15 protein-coding genes and 1 pseudogene are annotated in these 15871 nt (G+C 67.9%); 10 read left to right on the top strand and 6 right to left on the bottom strand.

Going from position 1 to position 15871, the window contains the following annotated elements:
* Both ACIHAO_RS17120 and ACIHAO_RS17115 read right to left on the bottom strand, forming a co-directional pair.
* On the bottom strand, positions 1-311 hold a 311-nt coding region (locus ACIHAO_RS17120; protein ID WP_396558800.1), incomplete at its 3' end, for a hypothetical protein.
* Positions 312-457: 146 nt separating this feature from the next.
* The gene (locus ACIHAO_RS17115; protein ID WP_396558798.1) at positions 458-1261 is read right to left on the bottom strand and encodes an ABC transporter permease; all 804 of its coding nucleotides are present in this window, start codon (positions 1259-1261) and stop codon (positions 458-460) included.
* Between the two features lie 90 nt (positions 1262-1351).
* Here ACIHAO_RS17115 and ACIHAO_RS17110 point away from each other — a divergent pair, with 90 nt between their 5' ends.
* Positions 1352-1825: a MarR family winged helix-turn-helix transcriptional regulator gene (locus tag ACIHAO_RS17110; protein ID WP_396558796.1), complete on the top strand. Its 474-nt coding sequence runs from the start codon at positions 1352-1354 to the stop codon at positions 1823-1825.
* Positions 1826-1832: 7 nt separating this feature from the next.
* On the opposite strand, the gene ACIHAO_RS17105 is transcribed toward ACIHAO_RS17110, so the two are convergent.
* Positions 1833-2645, bottom strand: a complete 813-nt coding sequence (locus ACIHAO_RS17105; protein ID WP_396558794.1) for a glycosyltransferase family 32 protein — start codon at positions 2643-2645, stop codon at positions 1833-1835.
* Positions 2646-2753: 108 nt separating this feature from the next.
* Here ACIHAO_RS17105 and ACIHAO_RS17100 point away from each other — a divergent pair, with 108 nt between their 5' ends.
* From ACIHAO_RS17100 to ACIHAO_RS17090, 3 genes are read left to right on the top strand one after another with little or no spacing between them, the layout of a single operon-like run.
* Positions 2754-4061, top strand: a complete 1308-nt coding sequence (locus ACIHAO_RS17100) for a glycosyltransferase (protein WP_396558792.1) — start codon at positions 2754-2756, stop codon at positions 4059-4061.
* A gap of 44 nt (positions 4062-4105) precedes the next feature.
* Positions 4106-5434, top strand: coding sequence for an MFS transporter (locus ACIHAO_RS17095; RefSeq protein WP_396558790.1), 1329 nt, complete (start codon positions 4106-4108; stop codon positions 5432-5434).
* Positions 5435-5448: 14 nt separating this feature from the next.
* On the top strand, positions 5449-6018 hold the full coding sequence (locus tag ACIHAO_RS17090; protein WP_396558788.1) for a transposase: 570 nt from the start codon (positions 5449-5451) through the stop codon (positions 6016-6018).
* Between the two features lie 659 nt (positions 6019-6677).
* Here ACIHAO_RS17090 and ACIHAO_RS17085 read toward each other — a convergent pair.
* A complete protein-coding gene (locus tag ACIHAO_RS17085) occupies positions 6678-8066 on the bottom strand; it encodes a KamA family radical SAM protein (RefSeq protein ID WP_396558786.1) in 1389 nt (462 codons plus the stop codon).
* 142 nt (positions 8067-8208) lie between these two features.
* Here ACIHAO_RS17085 and ACIHAO_RS17080 point away from each other — a divergent pair, with 142 nt between their 5' ends.
* The 3 genes from ACIHAO_RS17080 to ACIHAO_RS17070 are packed head-to-tail and all read left to right on the top strand — an operon-like array spanning position 8209 to position 12215.
* Positions 8209-9819, top strand: a complete 1611-nt coding sequence (locus ACIHAO_RS17080) for an amidohydrolase (RefSeq protein ID WP_396558784.1) — start codon at positions 8209-8211, stop codon at positions 9817-9819.
* 9 nt (positions 9820-9828) lie between these two features.
* Positions 9829-11421: an apolipoprotein N-acyltransferase gene (gene lnt / locus ACIHAO_RS17075; RefSeq protein WP_396558782.1), complete on the top strand. Its 1593-nt coding sequence runs from the start codon at positions 9829-9831 to the stop codon at positions 11419-11421.
* Positions 11422-11447: 26 nt separating this feature from the next.
* A complete protein-coding gene (locus ACIHAO_RS17070) occupies positions 11448-12215 on the top strand; it encodes a polyprenol monophosphomannose synthase (RefSeq protein ID WP_396558780.1) in 768 nt (255 codons plus the stop codon).
* On the opposite strand, the gene ACIHAO_RS17065 is transcribed toward ACIHAO_RS17070, so the two are convergent.
* Positions 12202-12966: a DeoR/GlpR family DNA-binding transcription regulator gene (locus ACIHAO_RS17065; RefSeq protein WP_125796000.1), complete on the bottom strand. Its 765-nt coding sequence runs from the start codon at positions 12964-12966 to the stop codon at positions 12202-12204. The genes ACIHAO_RS17070 and ACIHAO_RS17065 overlap by 14 nt on opposite strands.
* Before the next feature lie 51 nt (positions 12967-13017).
* Here ACIHAO_RS17065 and ACIHAO_RS17060 point away from each other — a divergent pair, with 51 nt between their 5' ends.
* From ACIHAO_RS17060 to ACIHAO_RS17050, 3 genes are all read left to right on the top strand, one after another.
* Positions 13018-13392: a DUF4406 domain-containing protein gene (locus ACIHAO_RS17060; RefSeq protein WP_236725432.1), complete on the top strand. Its 375-nt coding sequence runs from the start codon at positions 13018-13020 to the stop codon at positions 13390-13392.
* Positions 13393-13436: 44 nt separating this feature from the next.
* A complete protein-coding gene (locus ACIHAO_RS17055; RefSeq protein ID WP_396558778.1) occupies positions 13437-14705 on the top strand; it encodes an RNA polymerase subunit sigma-70 in 1269 nt (422 codons plus the stop codon).
* 69 nt (positions 14706-14774) lie between these two features.
* Positions 14775-15560 carry an SDR family NAD(P)-dependent oxidoreductase gene (locus tag ACIHAO_RS17050; protein ID WP_396558776.1) on the top strand — a complete coding sequence of 262 codons (786 nt, stop codon included), beginning with the start codon at positions 14775-14777 and terminating at the stop codon, positions 15558-15560.
* On the opposite strand, the pseudogene ACIHAO_RS17045 reads toward ACIHAO_RS17050, so the two are convergent.
* Positions 15453-15713 (bottom strand): annotated as a pseudogene (locus ACIHAO_RS17045) (LysR family transcriptional regulator); the annotation flags it as partial. The gene ACIHAO_RS17050 and the pseudogene ACIHAO_RS17045 overlap by 108 nt on opposite strands.
* Between the last annotated feature and the right edge of the window lie 158 nt (positions 15714-15871).

Here is a 15871-nt window from a genome sequence, read left to right as displayed (position 1 = left end):
GCCATCAGCTTCGCCGGAACGGCACGCACACTCGTGGCCGTCGGCACCGACAGCGAGGCGTCCATGTTCTTCGCGATCGCCGCCGCGGCGCCACGAAGCTGCTTGCTGTCGACATCGGACAGTGGCTCCGGCGGGAGCGATTGCGAGACGGGCGGCTCTTCGTGGGCCTCGTGCTTCGCCGGGGTGAAGTCCGCGAAGAACTCGTGCCAGGCGTGATCCACGGAGGAGGGATCGGCCAGGAACCGTTCGTACATCTCTTCGACGAGCCACTCGTTGGCGCCGAACCGGTCTCGTATCGCTTCAGTGAGCATGCATACCAGATACTTTCGCTACCTCGGTGTTCACCGTGGACCCCACGCTGCGCCCACATCGACAGTTACTAAGTATAAGCTTAGTACCTGTCGATGTCATGCGGGTGGATGGGCGGCAAGCTTCCGCGTCGTGTGTGCCCGGTCCGTCAGACGATCGCCCGGCGCTTGAACGACCACAGGCTCGCGGGAAGGAAGACCAGCAGAGCGGTCGCGAGGCCGCCGGCGCACACCCAGGCCGGGAGGTGCGGGATCTCCGGTGTCAGTGCACCGCGCAGGCCCTCGCTGACGTAGGTCATCGGATTCAGCGCGCACAACACGCGGAACCACGGAACGGCGGCGAGCTCCGGGAACGGGAACTGGGCGGAACCGGTGAAGAGCAACGGGGGCATCACCAGTGAGAAGGTGATCCCGATGCGGGCCGGGGGCACGAGTGAGCCGATGGTGACGCCGACGGCGCCGCCGGTCAGCGCGCCGACCACGGTGAACAACAGGGCCAACGGGAGTCCGGAAGCCGTCCAGTCGAGGCCGCCGAGCAGGATCGCCCCGATCGGCGCCATCAGGATGGCCGTGATGATCCCGCGCGCCGATGCCGCGACGATGCGTTCGGCGACGATCCAAGGGATGGTCACCGGCGCGCGGAGCCGGTTCTCGATGGTCCGGGTCGTGAACTCCATGGCGAGCGGGAAGGACGCGTTCTGCGTCGCGGCGAAGAACGCGTTCAATGCGATGAGGCCGGGTAGCAGCAGCCGGGTATAGCTCGGCGGGGTGTAGCCGAGGGCGCCGAGGACCTTGCCGAACACCAAGAGCATGAGCAGCGGCTGCATCAGGACCTGGGCCATGACGCCGAGGAGCTGCTTCCGGGTGATGAGCAGATCGCGTTCGAGCAGGCCGCGGAACACGCGCCAAGGGGGCGGCCGGTGGATCCCGGCGTCGATCGCACTGAAAGGCATATAATAAGCTTATGCGTGGTCTTTTCCGGCGGCTGACTGACGGGTGAACAGACCACAGGGCGCAGTGGTCCGAAGTGTTAGCGTGTTTTGATGAGCGAGGCGGTTGACGTGGCGGAGTCGGTGCGCTGGGCGGTGTCCCGGCTCGCGTCCAGGTTGCGGGCTCAGCAGTCGGGCGACAGCCGAGCCCTGACCAGGGTGGGTGCGTCCGTCCTGGCGAATCTTCGGCACAGTGGTTCGTTGACGGTCTCGGCGCTGGCGGCGATCGAGGGTTTGCAGCCGCAGTCGTTGACGCGCGTACTCAACTCCCTGGAAGAGGAAGGCTGTGTCTCCCGCCGTCCGGACGAGCAGGACCGTCGTGCACAGCGGATCTCGATAACCGAACGGGGACGCGCGGCGCTGCACGAGCACGTGCAAGAAGGAAATCGCTGGCTCACCGACGCCCTCGAAGCCGAGTTGACGGCTGCGGAACGGGAGATCGTCCGCGTCGCCGCCGGGCTCATGCTGCAGGTCGCCGAACACGGCGGGCAGGACAAGCCCGTGGTGGGCGCGTCGCCGCCCTTGTGAGACACGGTCAGTCGAGAAACCGTGCGGCCAGCCTGCTGAACGGCGTCTTTTCCCGCTTGATGTCCTCGACCGTGAGATCTTTCAGGTAGGGCTCCCAGGAGTTCATCTCCCACAGGTGATGGCAATAGGCGTCGGGGAATTCGTCGTCGCCTTCGTCGAAGAGCATGCGTAGCCCGGGTGTGTTCCACGATGGCCAGAAGAAGCTGCGATGCCCTTCCACGTGCACCTGGTCCGGATGACGTTTCGCCAGCATTTCCGGGTAGCGGACCGAGTACTCGTCCCAGTGTTCGTCGTAGCCGGTGGAACGGAAACCGGACCAGAGCGACTTCGCCGGGTCGAGACCGTCTCGCCACGTTCGCATGAACTCGGCGCCGGGCTCGGCCAGGATGACCGAAGCGCAAAGCCCGTCCCGTCGTAGTGAGCCGTCCGGTGCCGCCGGGTCGATGGACTCCTGCGCTCCGAGAACCACGCGATGATTCAGCAACGGAGTGAACGGACGGACGCAAAGGACATCCAGATCCAGGTAGATGCCGCCCTGCGCGCAGAGGATGTCGAGTCTCGCCACATCCGCCCGATGCGCGACGTGCGCGATGGGTGCGCCCGCGACGGTCTCGGGCGGCTCCAGTTCCGCCAGCTCCAGGTAGGGCAGGCTCCGGTCCCACCAGACGCCGGACGGCCGGTGTTTGCAGTGCAGGTAGATCTTGTCCGGACGGTTCACCTCGTAGGCCGACTTGACGGCCAGATGGTGTACCAGCGAGAACGGCTTTCCGCCGAAGTCGGGTGAAAGACCGAAGATGAAGTGGATGACGTTCGGGATCACGATCCATACGGTGACGAGAGCTCCTTGAGCGCCGCTGGACCGTGACCCGGTTGGGGCGCTCTGGTGTTCCTCAAGCGCTTTTGCCGCGCAGTGGGCTGTGGTGGAGTCATGCGGGTAGCACTGACCACTCTGGGTTCGCGCGGCGACGTCCAGCCGTTCGTGACACTGGGATACGAACTGCGATCCCGCGGCCACGACGTCCGGATCGCGGCGCCCGTGGACTATGCCGACATCGTCGCCGAGGCCTCCCTCGACCATGTCCCGCTTTCAGGCGCTCCGAGCGAGTTTCTGCCGGGTAGGGCGTGGGATTCACTGGGTGACCCCGACCTCACCTCGAGGGTCCGGAGGACCACGTCGGCCGTTCGGCTGAGCCGAGCGCTGAGCGTCCTGCCACAGCGGCCTCGGGAAGATCCTCTCGGTCTGGTGCCGGCGATCCGGACGACGATCGAGGGCGCCGACATCGTGGTCAACGCCATCCTGACCCGGCCGGTCCACCTCATGACCGGAGACCGGACCCCTTGGGCGGGGTTGTCCGGCTGGCCGCATGCCCCGACGGGAGCCTTTCCCGCCTTCGGCGCACCGCGACCGAGACTTGGCAGGGCGTACAACCGGCTCACCTACGCCGTGCGGTCCCAGCTGGAATGGCATTGGGCGCGCCGGGCGGTGAACAGACATCGACAGGCAGCCGGACTGGCGCCACTGGGCCGCGTCTCGCCCTTGCGGGGCCTGGGTGCGGAGAACCCGCTCTTCCATCCGTTCAGCCCGAGCATCATCCCGCCGGTGAACGACTGGCCCGAGAACAGCCACCTGACCGGGTTCTGGTTCTGGGACCGCCCCTGGAATCCGCCGCGTGGCCTGGCGCGGTTCGTGGAGACCGGCACGCCTCCGGTGGTGCTCACCATGGGCAGCATGTGGCCGATCCACCGGAACTTCGACCTCCTGCGCATGGTGATCGACTCGGTCACGGCGGCCGGCCGCAGACTGGTCTTCGTCGGAGCACACGAGGCTGGGCTGCCCTCTCATGTGTTCCAGGCCGAAGAGATGGACTACAGCTGGCTGTTCCCCCGATCGGCGTTGGTGATTCACCACGGTGGCCCGGGAACCATGGGCGACGCTCTGCGCGCCGGCGTGCCGCAGGTCGCCGTCCCGGCGCTGGTGGACCAACCCTTCTGGGCGCGGCGGATGCACGAACTTGGGGTGGCCGCGGCTCCTGTCCCGCTGCCCGGGATCACTGCCGGGTCGTTGAACGCGTCGATCACCGCGGCCCTGTCCGACGTCCGGATCAAACGGAGGGCCACGCAGCTCAGTGGCTACGTCCGGGCGGACCGCGGGGTGGCGGCCGCGGCCGATCTGCTCGAGGAGTGGGTTGACAGCCGCGGACCGGCGCCTTACCCGGCTGCCCAGGCGAGCTCGTGAGGGTCGCGAAAAGAAGCCCCAGGAGGTCGGTTCTCCTCGCCGTGTTGTGCGCGGCCCAGTTCGCCGTGATGGTGGACGTCGTCGTGGTCAACGTGGCCCTGCCCGCCATCCAGCGTGACCTCGGTGTGCCTGCGGAAATGCTCCAGCTGACAGCGGTCTCCTACACGATCGTCTTCGGCAGTCTGCTCATCGTCGCGGGCCGGGCAGGGGATCGTTTCGGGCGTCGCGAACTACTGCTGTGCGGACTCCTGGTCTTCACGGTGACGTCCGGTTTGTGTGGACTGGTGGACCAGGCATGGCAGCTCTTCGCCGCCCGCGCCGGCCAGGGGATCGGAGCAGCGATGGTGTCACCGAACGCGATGGCGCTGCTCACCTCGTCCAGCCGGGAAGGCGAGCAGCGCGACCGCGCGCTGGGATTCTGGATCGCCGCCAGCGCGGGTGGCGCGATCGCGGGCCAGCTTCTCGGCGGCGTGCTCACCGAACTGGCCGGATGGCGCGGGATCTTCCTCTTGCACGTACCCCTCGGATCGCTCGTGATCGCCATGGCGTTCCGGTTCCTCCGGAGGGAAACGACGAACCGCTTGTCCACTCTGGACCTGCGCGGCGCCGTGCTGCTCGCAGCGTCACTCGCCGCCGCGAGCTTGTTGCTGGCCGGTGTGACCAAGGACGACGCGACCGCGACCGCAGTGGGGATCGTGGTCACGCTCGCCCTCGTCGCCACGCTGTCGGTGCTGGAGCGACGGCATCCGGCACCGATGCTGCCCGGAGCACTCATCGGCCGCCGTCCGGTCCTCGTCGCGAATGTCGTCCAGGCCCTCACCGCTGGAGCCACCACCGCCGCCATCTACTTCACCACGTTGACCATGCAAGGGCGTATGGGTTACGGACCGCTGCAAACCGGATTGGGCTTCGCCCCCGTGACGGCGATCGTGCTCTTGGTCTCTCCCCGTGCGGGCGCGCTGGTTTCGCGTCTCGGCGCGCGGAACATGCTCCTCGCGGGCACCGGAATCGCTGCTGTGGGCATGGTCCTTCTCGGCAGCACTGCGACTGTTTTCGGAAACTACTGGGCAGGGATCCTGCCCGGGCTGGCCCTGGTCGCCGCCGGCAATGGGTTGTCGTACACCCCGGCGTACTCCGTGGCCACTGCCGTCCCTGAAGGTCAGCAGGGGGCCGCCGCGGGATTGGTCAGCACGACCCAAGAGCTCGGGGCGGCGATAGGACTTGCGACAGTCGTACCCGTGGTCGCGGCCTTCGGCTCCGGCTCGACTGACTCCTCGGCGGGCTACCTCGCCTCAGCGCTCATGGTGGCCGTTGCCGGACTGCTGGCGTTGGTGGTTCCGGCAAAGTCGAGACCGGTTGTGCCAACTGGCTGACCCGCTTTCTCGGCATGTTCGCCACCACAGTCCTACACGAGGTGCCCTATGGGCTGCACCGTGGAACAACGGCCGGCCTGTGGGGCCAGAAGAGGCTGGGTGTTCGACCTGCGGTGCTGCGTATGTGGACCTGCGTGGTCCACCTGATCCGGGCTTCGATGCGATTTGTGTCCCTCGACGACCGCAAGGCCGTCGCGAAAGGCCTCAAGCCGATCTACGAGGCTGTCAACGAAGCGGGCGCCCAGGCAGCCTTGAACGAACTGAAACACAACTGGGGCCAGAAATACTCGGGGCTGATCTCGACCTGGGAACGTTCCTGGCAGGAGTTTATCCCGTTCCTCGAATTTCACCCAGCCATCAGGAAGGTGATTTATACGACGAGCTCCGCCCCAGATCTTTCCGGCGAGGAAGAGGGCGCGACGGGCCCAGTAGGACCAGTTGTCGCCCCCGTCGAACACGATCGCCACCCGGGCGGGTCGCAGACCACGGTTGATCACCGAGTACTTCATCGGCGACGCGTCGCTCACAGTCATGTCGTGACAGACGGGTACAAGATCGAAGTCGTTACAGGCAGGGTCTGGTGACCGTCGGAGGTCCGCTCCTGCAGACAGTAGACTACTCTCAGTCACCAGCAGCGGGGGTACTGCCCTGGTCATAAGACAGGGAGTGCGCGAACCATAAGGTCGCAGGGAAGATATCTACAAAGACTGAATACTTCTGCGCACACGACTTTGTTCAGGATGCGTCGTTTAAGTGGTAGATAATGTTGTACGGCTTGCAGAGCGTCGACTCGTACTGCAAACACTTTCGTCGTTCGGCTTGAAGCGTCCACTATGGACCGTCTCGTCCGATCCTGGGCCGTTCACGATCGATCGCAGTGGCACCTACCCGCCTTGGGTGGTCGCAACTGGGAGATCTGACCCTCGGGCTGCCGGGAGTTGGGTGCAGGTGCCCGATGTCTCTCGGTGGCTCTACCGGCGCATGGCCAGGCAGGATCTCTGGGTCAGGTTGGAGCTCAATGTCGACCCATGCTGGCGACGTCTGCGCTGGTCAGGTGGTTGTTGGTCCAGGTTGAGATGCGTCTCAAGTTGTGCTAAGCCAACCTGCAGGCCGGGCGTCTCCGGTTGGAAGCCGGTCGGTGTTTCACCGTGCGAGGCACTGTCCGATTCGTCTGCGGCCTGCCGTTACCGGTGGTCCCGAACGACGTTCGGGACCACCGGCTTCATCTACCTACATATAGAAGTCAGCCGTGCTGGGTGGCCCACCATTTCTGGCCGGCCTCGGGCAGGGTGGAGATCGGGTCGTAGTAGGGGTAGCGACGCTGCAAGGCTTCGGGGTCCTCGTGTTCGATCCCGGTCCGGTAGTTCTTGGTCCAGTAGGAAATGCCCAGCTCACGGTCATATTCTGCGAGTTGGTGGACCCAACGTTTCCCGACGTACGGGACGTCGCAGACGATGCGTGGAGTGGCGTAGCCGGGCAGGTAGCCCATGATCGCGTGCTGGAGTTCCTGTGCCTCGTGCACGGAGACCCGCCAGTGCTCGGCGTTGGGGATCATGTCGCACATGTAGAAGTAGTACGGCAGGATGCTTGCCTCGCCTTGGAGCGCGAAGCACAGGTCGAGCAGTTCGGCCGGGGTCGCGTTGACGCCCTTCATCAGCACGCCCTGGTTGCGCACGTCGCGGACGCCGACGTCGAGCGCGGTCCGTGCGGCTTCCGCGACCAGCGGGGTCACCGACTGGGCGTGGTTGACGTGGGTGTGGATCGCGAGGTTGACGCCGCGGCGCTGCGCGGTGCCGGCGACGCGCTCGAGGCCTTCGACGACCTTCGGCTGGATCCAGTGCTGCGGCAGGGCGGCGAGCGCCTTGGTGGCGAGCCGGATGTCGCGGACGGTGTCGATGTCCATCAGCCGCATCAGGAACGACTCCAGCTGCGGCCACGGCACGTTGGCGACGTCGCCACCGGAGACCACGACGTCACGCACGCCGGGGGTCTTCTTCAGGTAGTCGATCATCGCGTCCTGGCGGTCGACCGGTTTGAGCGAGAGCTTGTGCTTCTCGACCTGCTCGGTGGAGTTGCCGACGAGGTCCATCCGGGTGCAGTGCCCGCAGTACTGGGGGCAGGTGGAGATCATCTCGGCGAGGACCTTGGTGGGGTAACGGTGCGTCAGCCCCTCCACGACCCACATCTCCGCCTCGTGCAGTGAGTCCCGCTCGGAGTGCGGGTGGCTCGGCCACTCGGTGTCGCGGTCGCTGCGCACTGGGAGCATGTAGCGGCGGATCGGGTCGGCGTACCAGGCCTCGGTCACCTTCGCCGGGTCCGTGCCCGCGTTGGGCGCCATGGTGTTGATCATCTGCGGCGGCAGCAGCATCGACATCGTGGCCATCTCGCGCTGGTCGGCGAGCATGTCCTCGTAGAAGCGCTCCTCGAGCAGGTCACCCATGAGGGCGCGCAGTTGCTTGGCGTTGCGGATGCAGTGCACCCGCTGCCACTGCGCGTCACGCCACTCTGCCTCGGTCACGTCGTGCCAGCCGGGGAAGCGGCGCCAGTCGGGTTCGACCAGTTCGACTCGGGTGTAGTCGTAGGGCTGATCGTAGGCGGCCACCGGCGAGGTCGGTTGCTGGATCGCAGTCACTTGTACTCCTCGTCGTCGGAAACGCGTGAAATTATCCTGTCACATCGTTCGGAAGACGTAAATATTCCTGTCCTGCGTGGTGTGTCGAAATCATGCCGACCCGCCGGTCACCTGGTCGTCCGGACGCTGCAAACTCGGGAGGGTGACGAACGCGCGAACCACACTCCTGCTCGGCGGGCGCATCTACAGCCCTTCGGCTCCCGACGCCACGGCCATGGCGATCACCGACGGCACCGTCGTCTGGGTGGGACAGGACGGACCGGCCAAGGCACTGCATCCCGACGCCGAGGTGATCGACCTCGATGGCGCCTTCGTCGCCCCGGCCTTCGTCGACGCGCACGTCCACGCCACCGCGACCGGCCTGCACCTCACCGGGTTGAACCTCGCGGGGATCCGCGGTGCCGGTGAACTGCTGGCCGCGGTCCGCGACGCCGTCCGGCCCGGTCAGGTCCTGGTCGCGCACGGATGGGACGAATCCCGCTGGACCGACGGCAGGCTGCCCAGCCGGGCGGAGATCGACGAGGCGTCGAACGGAGCCCCGGTGTACCTCAGCCGGGTCGACGTCCACTCCGCGCTCGTCTCCAGCGCCCTCGTCGCGCTCGCCTCCGGCGTGCACGAGGCTCCGGGCTGGTCGGCCGATGGGCCGCTGACCCGCGATGCCCACCATCTCGTGCGTGCCGCGATGCGCGAGGCGATCACGCCGCGGCAGCGCCGTGAGGCCCAGCGCGCTTTCCTCGCCGAAGCGGCCGCACGGGGAGTCGTCAGCGTCCACGAATGCGCGGGCCCGGACATCTCCGGCGCCGAAGACCTCACCGACCTGCTCGCGCTCGCCTCAGCTCCGGGACTGCCGGAGGTCGTCGGCTACTGGGGTGAACGCGGCGGGGTCGACACCGCCCGCGCACTCGGCGCCAGGGGCGTCGCGGGCGACCTGTTCGTCGACGGCGCGCTCGGCTCCCGCACCGCCGCCCTGCACGAGCCGTACGCCGACGCGCCAGGCACCTCCGGCACGCTCTACCTCGACGCCCCCGCCATCGCCGAACACATCAGCGCCTGCACCGAAGCCGAACTCCAGGCCGGTTTCCACGTCATCGGCGACGCCGCCGTCGCCGAGGTCGTCGAAGGATTCCGGCTCGCGGAGAAGACCGTCGGCCGCCGAGCGCTCGCCGCCAGGCATCACCGGCTCGAACACGTCGAGATGATCGACGTCGACCAGGCGAAGGCGCTCGCGGACTGGGGTGTGGTCGCCTCGGTCCAGCCGCGGTTCGACGCGGAATGGGGCGGCACCCACGGCATGTACACCGACCGTCTCGGCGCGGAACGGGCCGCGAAGCTCAATCCCTTCGCCGCGATGGCCGCCGAAGGGCTCCTGCTCGCGTTCGGCTCCGACGCCCCCGTCACGCCGGTCGACCCGTGGGCGACGGTGCGCGCCGGGACCTATCACCGCACAGCGGGCTCGGGTTTGTCCGCTCGCGCGTCCTTCACCGCCCACACCCGTGCGGGACACCGCGCCGCCGGGGTCAACGACGGCGTCACCGGCAGCCTGGTCCCGGGTGCTCCCGCGCACTACGCGATCTGGGACGCCGAGGACCTGGTCGTCGCGACCCCGGACTCACGGGTGCAGCGCTGGTCGACCGATCCGCGGGCGGGGGTACCGCCGTTGCCGAACCTGGCGGAGGGCGCGACACTGCCCCGGTGCTTGCGCACGGTCCGCGACGGGCAGGTCATCCACGATCTGTTCACCCGGACGGCCTAGGGTTCAGGAGTGTCCACGACCGTGACCGATCCGGATCCCGAAGCGGCGCCCCGGAAGCGGTTCTCCCGCGCCTGGCTGCTGCGTTTCCTCGTCGCCGCGGCGTCGGGTTTCACCTTGTACCTGAGTTTCGCGCCGCGTCCGCTGTGGTGGCTCGCGCCGCTGGCGTTCACCGGTTTCGCACTGGTGGTGCACGGACGCCGGTTCCGTGGCGCGTTCGGCTACGGGTTCGTGTTCGGGGTGGCGTTCTTCCTGCCGTTGCTGACGTGGCTGCTGGACTTCCTCGGTCCGGGCTTCGGGCCGTGGCCGTGGCTCGGGCTGGCGATGGCACTTTCGGTGTATCTCGGCTTCGGCGGGGCTTTCGCCACCGTGGTGTGGCGGTTGCCGCTGGGGCCGTTGTGGGCGGCGCTGGTGATCATCGCGCTGGAGACACCGCGGACGTGGTTCCCCTTCGGCGGGTTCCCGTGGGGCCGGGTGGCGTTCAGCCAGCCTGAAGGCGCTTTCGTCTCGCTGGCCTCGATCGGCGGCGCCCCGCTGGTCGGGCTCGCCGTCGTGCTGACCGGTTTCGGGCTCGCGGCGCTGTGCCTGCGGCTGCGGGGTGCGGATCCGCGCCGTTCCCTGGTGGCCACGGCGGCGCTGATCTTGGTGCCTGTGGTGGCGGGTCTGGCGGTGTGGCCGACGATCGGCACCGAGGCGCAGGACGGCGAACTCACCGTCGCCACGGTGCAGGGGAACGCGCCCGACATCGGCCTGGCGCTGGAAGGCCGCCGCGACGAACTCCGGAACAACCACCTCGCAGAGAGCGCCCGGCTGCTCGAAAAGCTCAAGGCGACCGACACGAAGGTCGATCTGCTGGTCTGGCCGGAGACCGCGATGGCCATGCGCACCGGTGACGCCGGCGTCGACCAGCTGGTCCGTGACTACGGCACGCAGGCGATCATCGGCGCGCTGGTCCGGCTGCCCGACGGGAGCGCGCAGAACTCCGCGCTCGTCTGGGATCCGGCCACCGGCCCGGGCCAGCGCTACGCCAAACAGCAGCTCGTCCCGTTCGGCGAGTACGTCCCGGCCCGGGAGCTCGCGAAGCTGGTGACACCGTTCGTCGACAGCGTGGCGAACATGACACCGGGTGACGGCGCCAACGCCGCCCTGTCCGTCGCGGGCACCAAGGTCGGCGTCTTCATCTGTTACGAAACGGCGTTCGACTACCCGGCGCGGGAGTCGGTGGCCGATGGCGCGGGGCTGCTCGTCGTGCCGACCAACAACGCCTGGTACGGGCCGGGGGAGATGAGCTACCAGCAGCTGGCGATGTCGCGGCTGCGGGCGGTCGAACATGGGCGCGCGGTGATCGTTTCCGCCACCAGCGGAGTGAGCGCGATTGTCGCTCCCGACGGTTCGATCACGGCCTCTACCAGCCTGTTCACCGCAGACTCCCTGGTGGGGCGCGTGCCGTTGAGGCAGCAGACTACGCTGTCGGATCGACTCGGTGTGACGACGGAGTACGGGCTGCTGGCTCTGGCGATCGCCGGGGTTACCGGCGGGTACGTGCTCCGTTTCCGCACCCGGCGCGCGAGCGCCGCCAAGGCAACGAGGGAAGCGGCGGGCTGACCCGCCGGAACACGGAGGAAAAGCGGATGGCGCAGGCGCCGCGGGGGGCCCAGGGAATCGACCCGGTGCTGGTGGTGGTCCCGACGTACAACGAGCGGGAGAACATCGGCCCGATCCTGGAACGTCTGCTCGAAGCACTCCCGGACGTGCACGCCCTCGTCGTCGACGACGGCAGCCCGGACGGGACCGGCGACATCGCCGACGAGCTCGCGAAGGCGGACGAGCGGATCCAGGTCATGCACCGGACCGAGAAGGCCGGCCTCGGCGCCGCGTACGTCGCCGGATTCCGCTGGGGTCTTTCCCGTGACTACGCCACCATCGTCGAGATGGACGCCGACGGCTCGCACGCGCCGGAGGACCTGCCGCGGGTGCTGGCGGCCCTCGAGGACGCCGACCTGTCCATCGGTTCCCGCTACGTTCCCGGCGGCAGCACGGTGAACTGGCCGTTCCAGCGCAAGGCGTTGTCCTGGGTGGCGAACTTCTACGCCAGGATCGCGCTCGGCACGAAGATCAACGACATCACCGCGGGCTTCCGCGCGTACCGCCGCACGGTGCTGGAGAAGCTCCCGCTCGACGAGATCGCCTCGCGCGGCTACTGCTTCCAGATCGACCTGGCGTTCCGCACGGCGCTGGCCGGGTTCGAGGTGGTCGAGGTGCCGATCACCTTCACCGAACGCGAGGTCGGGCAGTCGAAGATGAGCGGTTCGGTCGTACGCGAGGCGATCGTCCTGGTCGGCCTGTGGGGGGTCAAGCGTCGCTGGCAGCAGCTTCGCGGCCTGGTCAAGAAGGGCTGACCCCCAGCACGCTCACCCCGAGCCTCCCCAGCTCCTTCACCGTCGGTTCGTCCGGCGCCGCGTCGGTGATCACGCCCGCGACGTCGGAAAGGGGAAGCACGGTGAACGGCGAGGCCGCGCCGATCTTCTCCGAGCTGGCCAGCACATAGGTGTCGGCGGCCCGTTTGGCGAGGGTGCGTTTCATCGCGGCCTCGTCCGAGTCGCCGGTGGTGAGCCCGGTCTCCGGGTGCACGCCGGTGACGCCGAGGAAGAACAGATCGGCGTTGACGTTCATCGCCGCTTCCGCCGCGGTCGCTCCGCAGGTGACGGCCGAGTGTTTGAAGAGCCGTCCGCCGATCAGGAACACCTCGACCTTCGGATGCGTGACGAGCGCGGCCGCGACCGTGGGGCTGTGCGTGACGATCGTCGCTTCGAGGTCGACGGGTAGCGCCTTCGCCAGCGCGAGCGCGGTGGTCCCGCCGTCGAGGATGACGGTCGATCCCAGCCGGATCAACGCTGCTGCACGTTTCGCGATCCGTTCCTTGCCCGCGACGCTGACCGCCATACGGGTCGCGTAGTCGGCGGTGGCGGGGGAGACCGGCAAGGCTCCGCCGTAGACCCGCTGACAGAGCCCGGCGTCGGCGAGTTCCCGCAGGTCACGGCGGATACTGTCCTCTGATATGCCGAGTTCGGCGGCGAGGTCTTTGGCCACGATCCGGCCTTCGGTCTTCAAGCGTTCGAGCAGTAGGTCTCGACGTTGCGCAGCCAACATGTGCACGTTCCTCCTTGTTCTTGCCGATTGTTGCACATTAGGCTCCGGTTCATGAGCAAACCTCTGATGATCCTCATCGCCGGTCCGTTCCGCTCCGGAACCGGCGACGACCCCGAACTCCTCGCCCGCAACCTCGCCCGGCTCGAAGAGGCCGCGTGGCCGATCTTCCGCAGCGGGCACGTGCCGATGATCGGCGAGTGGGTCGCACTCCCGGTGCTGCGCGGCGCGGGCGGGAAGACCGTCGCCGACCCGGTCGCCAAGGAGGTCATGTACCCGACGGCCGACAGGCTGCTGCACCACTGCGACGCCGTGCTGCGCCTGCCGGGGGAATCGACCGGCGCCGATCAGGACGTCGCCATCGCGCTCTCCCGCGGTCTGGCGGTGTATCACCGTGTCGAGGACATCCCGGGGTACCAAGCCGCATAATGCGTAACTCGACCACGTGTGACGTTTCTGGGGGAAGGTGAGCCGTGACCGGGAAGGTCTGCGGGATGTGCGAAGGCCCGCTGCCGTCGAAAGCCGGTTCGCGCGGGCGCGCGGCCGTCTACTGCTCGGCCGCGTGCCGCCAGCGGGCCTACCGGTCACGGCACGACCCCGCCCCCGACGTGGAAGCCCTCATCGCCGAGGTCGGCCGCGTCGCGAACCGGCTGGCACCTCAGCCGCCGGAGGTGTTCCTCACCGACCTCACCACACTCACCTCCGACGTCGGAAGGCTGCGACGCATCGCTCAACTGGCGTCGCGGGCCGAAGACGAAAACGTCACGCCGACACCCGTGACGGAAACCGTGGACGAGGTCGCCTTCGCCGGGAAGATCGAGCAGCACCAACGAGAGTTGCGCGTGCACTGCTACCGCATGGTCGGGTCCTACGACGACGCGGAGGACCTGGTCCAGGAGACTTTCCTGCGCGCCTGGCGCGGCCGCGAAGGCTTCGAAGGCCGGTCGAGTTTCCGTGCCTGGCTCTACCGCATCGCCACCAACACCTGCCTGGATTTCCTGCGGCGCAACAAACGGGTCCCGCGCCCGTACGACCCGCTGCCCGGCGTCGACCAGCAAGGCGAACCGCCCCAGTTCCTGCCCTGGCTGCAACCCTTCCCGGACAACGCCGCTGAGATCGCCGAGACCAGGGAAACGATGGAACTGGTCTTCCTCGCCGCCATCCAGCATCTCCCGCCGAAGCAGCGGGCCGTGGTGATCCTCAACGACGTCCTCGGCTGGAAGGCCGCGGAGACCGCCGACCTGCTGGAAACCACCGTCGCGTCGGTCACCAGCGCACTCCAGCGCGCCCGTCCCACCCTGCGCGAACGCTTGCCGGAACGCCGCACCGACTGGGCGCGGACGGTCCAGCCGACCGAGGAGGAGCAAACGATCCTGCGGCGCTACATGGCCGCCGCCACCGGCAACGGCGACAGCCGGGTCATGGCCGAGCTGCTGCGGGAGGACGTGCTGGTCACGATGCCGCCGAACCCGCTGTGGTTCTCCGGCCGAGACGTCTTTCTCGACTTCGTCGCCGACTCCTTCGACACCGCGTCACCGACGTACTTCGGCGAATGGAAACACCTCCCTGCCATCGCCAACCGCCTTCCCGCCGCGGCGGGCTACGTCCGGCGGCCGGGCACCCGGATCTACCGCGCACAGGTGCTCGACGTGCTGCGGATCGAGGACGGGCAAGTCGCGGAAATCACCGCTTTCGAACCGCACCTGTTCCCCGCGTTCGGTCTGCCGCTGACGATCACCTGAGGACCGATGAGATCCACGCCCCTTCCGCGTCTCAACGGTCGAACCCGATCAAGCGGAAGGAACACCCTCATGAGCCTCCAGAACAAGAACGCGGTCATCTACGGCGCCGGCGGATCGATCGGCGGCGGTGTCGCCAAGGAGTTCGCCGCGCGCGGCGCCCGTGTCTTTCTCACCGGCCGCCACGAACCTGCGCTGACGAAGGTCGCCGACGAGATCAAGGACACCGGGGGACTGGCCGAAGTCGCCGTCGTCGACGCCATGGACGAGACCGCGGTCGACGCGCACGCCGCGTCCGTCGTGGCGAAGGCAGGCAGCGTCGACATCTCCCTCAACCTCGTCCCGCGCGGCGACATCCAAGGCATCCCGCTCGCGGAAATGTCGGTCGAGGACTTCGTCCGCCCGATCACCACGGGCGTCACGACCAACTTCATCACCGCCCGAGCGGCCGCCCGGCACATGATCACGCAGGGCTCGGGCGTGATCCTCGCCCTCGACAGCGGCTCCGCCCAGAGCAGCCCGATGATGGGCGCGACAGGTTCGATCGACGCGGCGCTCGACACCTACATCCGCAATCTCGCCGTCGAGATCGGGCCGCACGGCGTCCGCGCCCTCGGGATCTGGGTCGCAGGTATCCCAGAGACCTTCACCCCCGAGAAACTCTCCGCGGTGAACAACCAACTGCCCGCGAGCCCGGAGATGATGAAGAACATCCTCAACGGCCTCACCGAAGCCCGGATGACCAAACGTTCACCGCGCCTCGCCGAGGTCGCCGCCACCCTGGCGTTCCTCGCCTCCGACGACGCGATGGGGATCACCGGCACCTTCGTCAACGTGACCAGCATGTTCCCCAGCTGACCGGAGTTCCGCCAGCACCGCACGGATCGCGGGGCCCGCCTCGGCGCTGCGGCGCCACGCCGCGTGCACCTCGCGCGTCGGCGGGCGCCGCAACGGCCGGGCGACCAGCGACAGCTGCGTGGAGAAGTCGTCGACCAGATGCTGCACGTCGGGCCCTCGGTCGAGGGGCACGATCGTCAATTCGCGTTGAGGCTTGGGCCCCTACCTCAGAGCAGCTCAGCGCGCGCCAACGTGCGGGCTGACCGCGCGCTACCCCAAGGAAGAGACACACGCGGCCCGGCGGGACTTTCTCCCTTCGCCAGGCCGCCCGC

Source organism: Amycolatopsis sp. NPDC052450 (assembly GCF_044547565.1).
In the GTDB taxonomy this organism is placed as follows: domain Bacteria; phylum Actinomycetota; class Actinomycetes; order Mycobacteriales; family Pseudonocardiaceae; genus Amycolatopsis.
The sequence above is the reverse complement of the archived record's forward strand: the minus strand, read 5'-3'. Positions and strand labels throughout refer to the sequence as shown.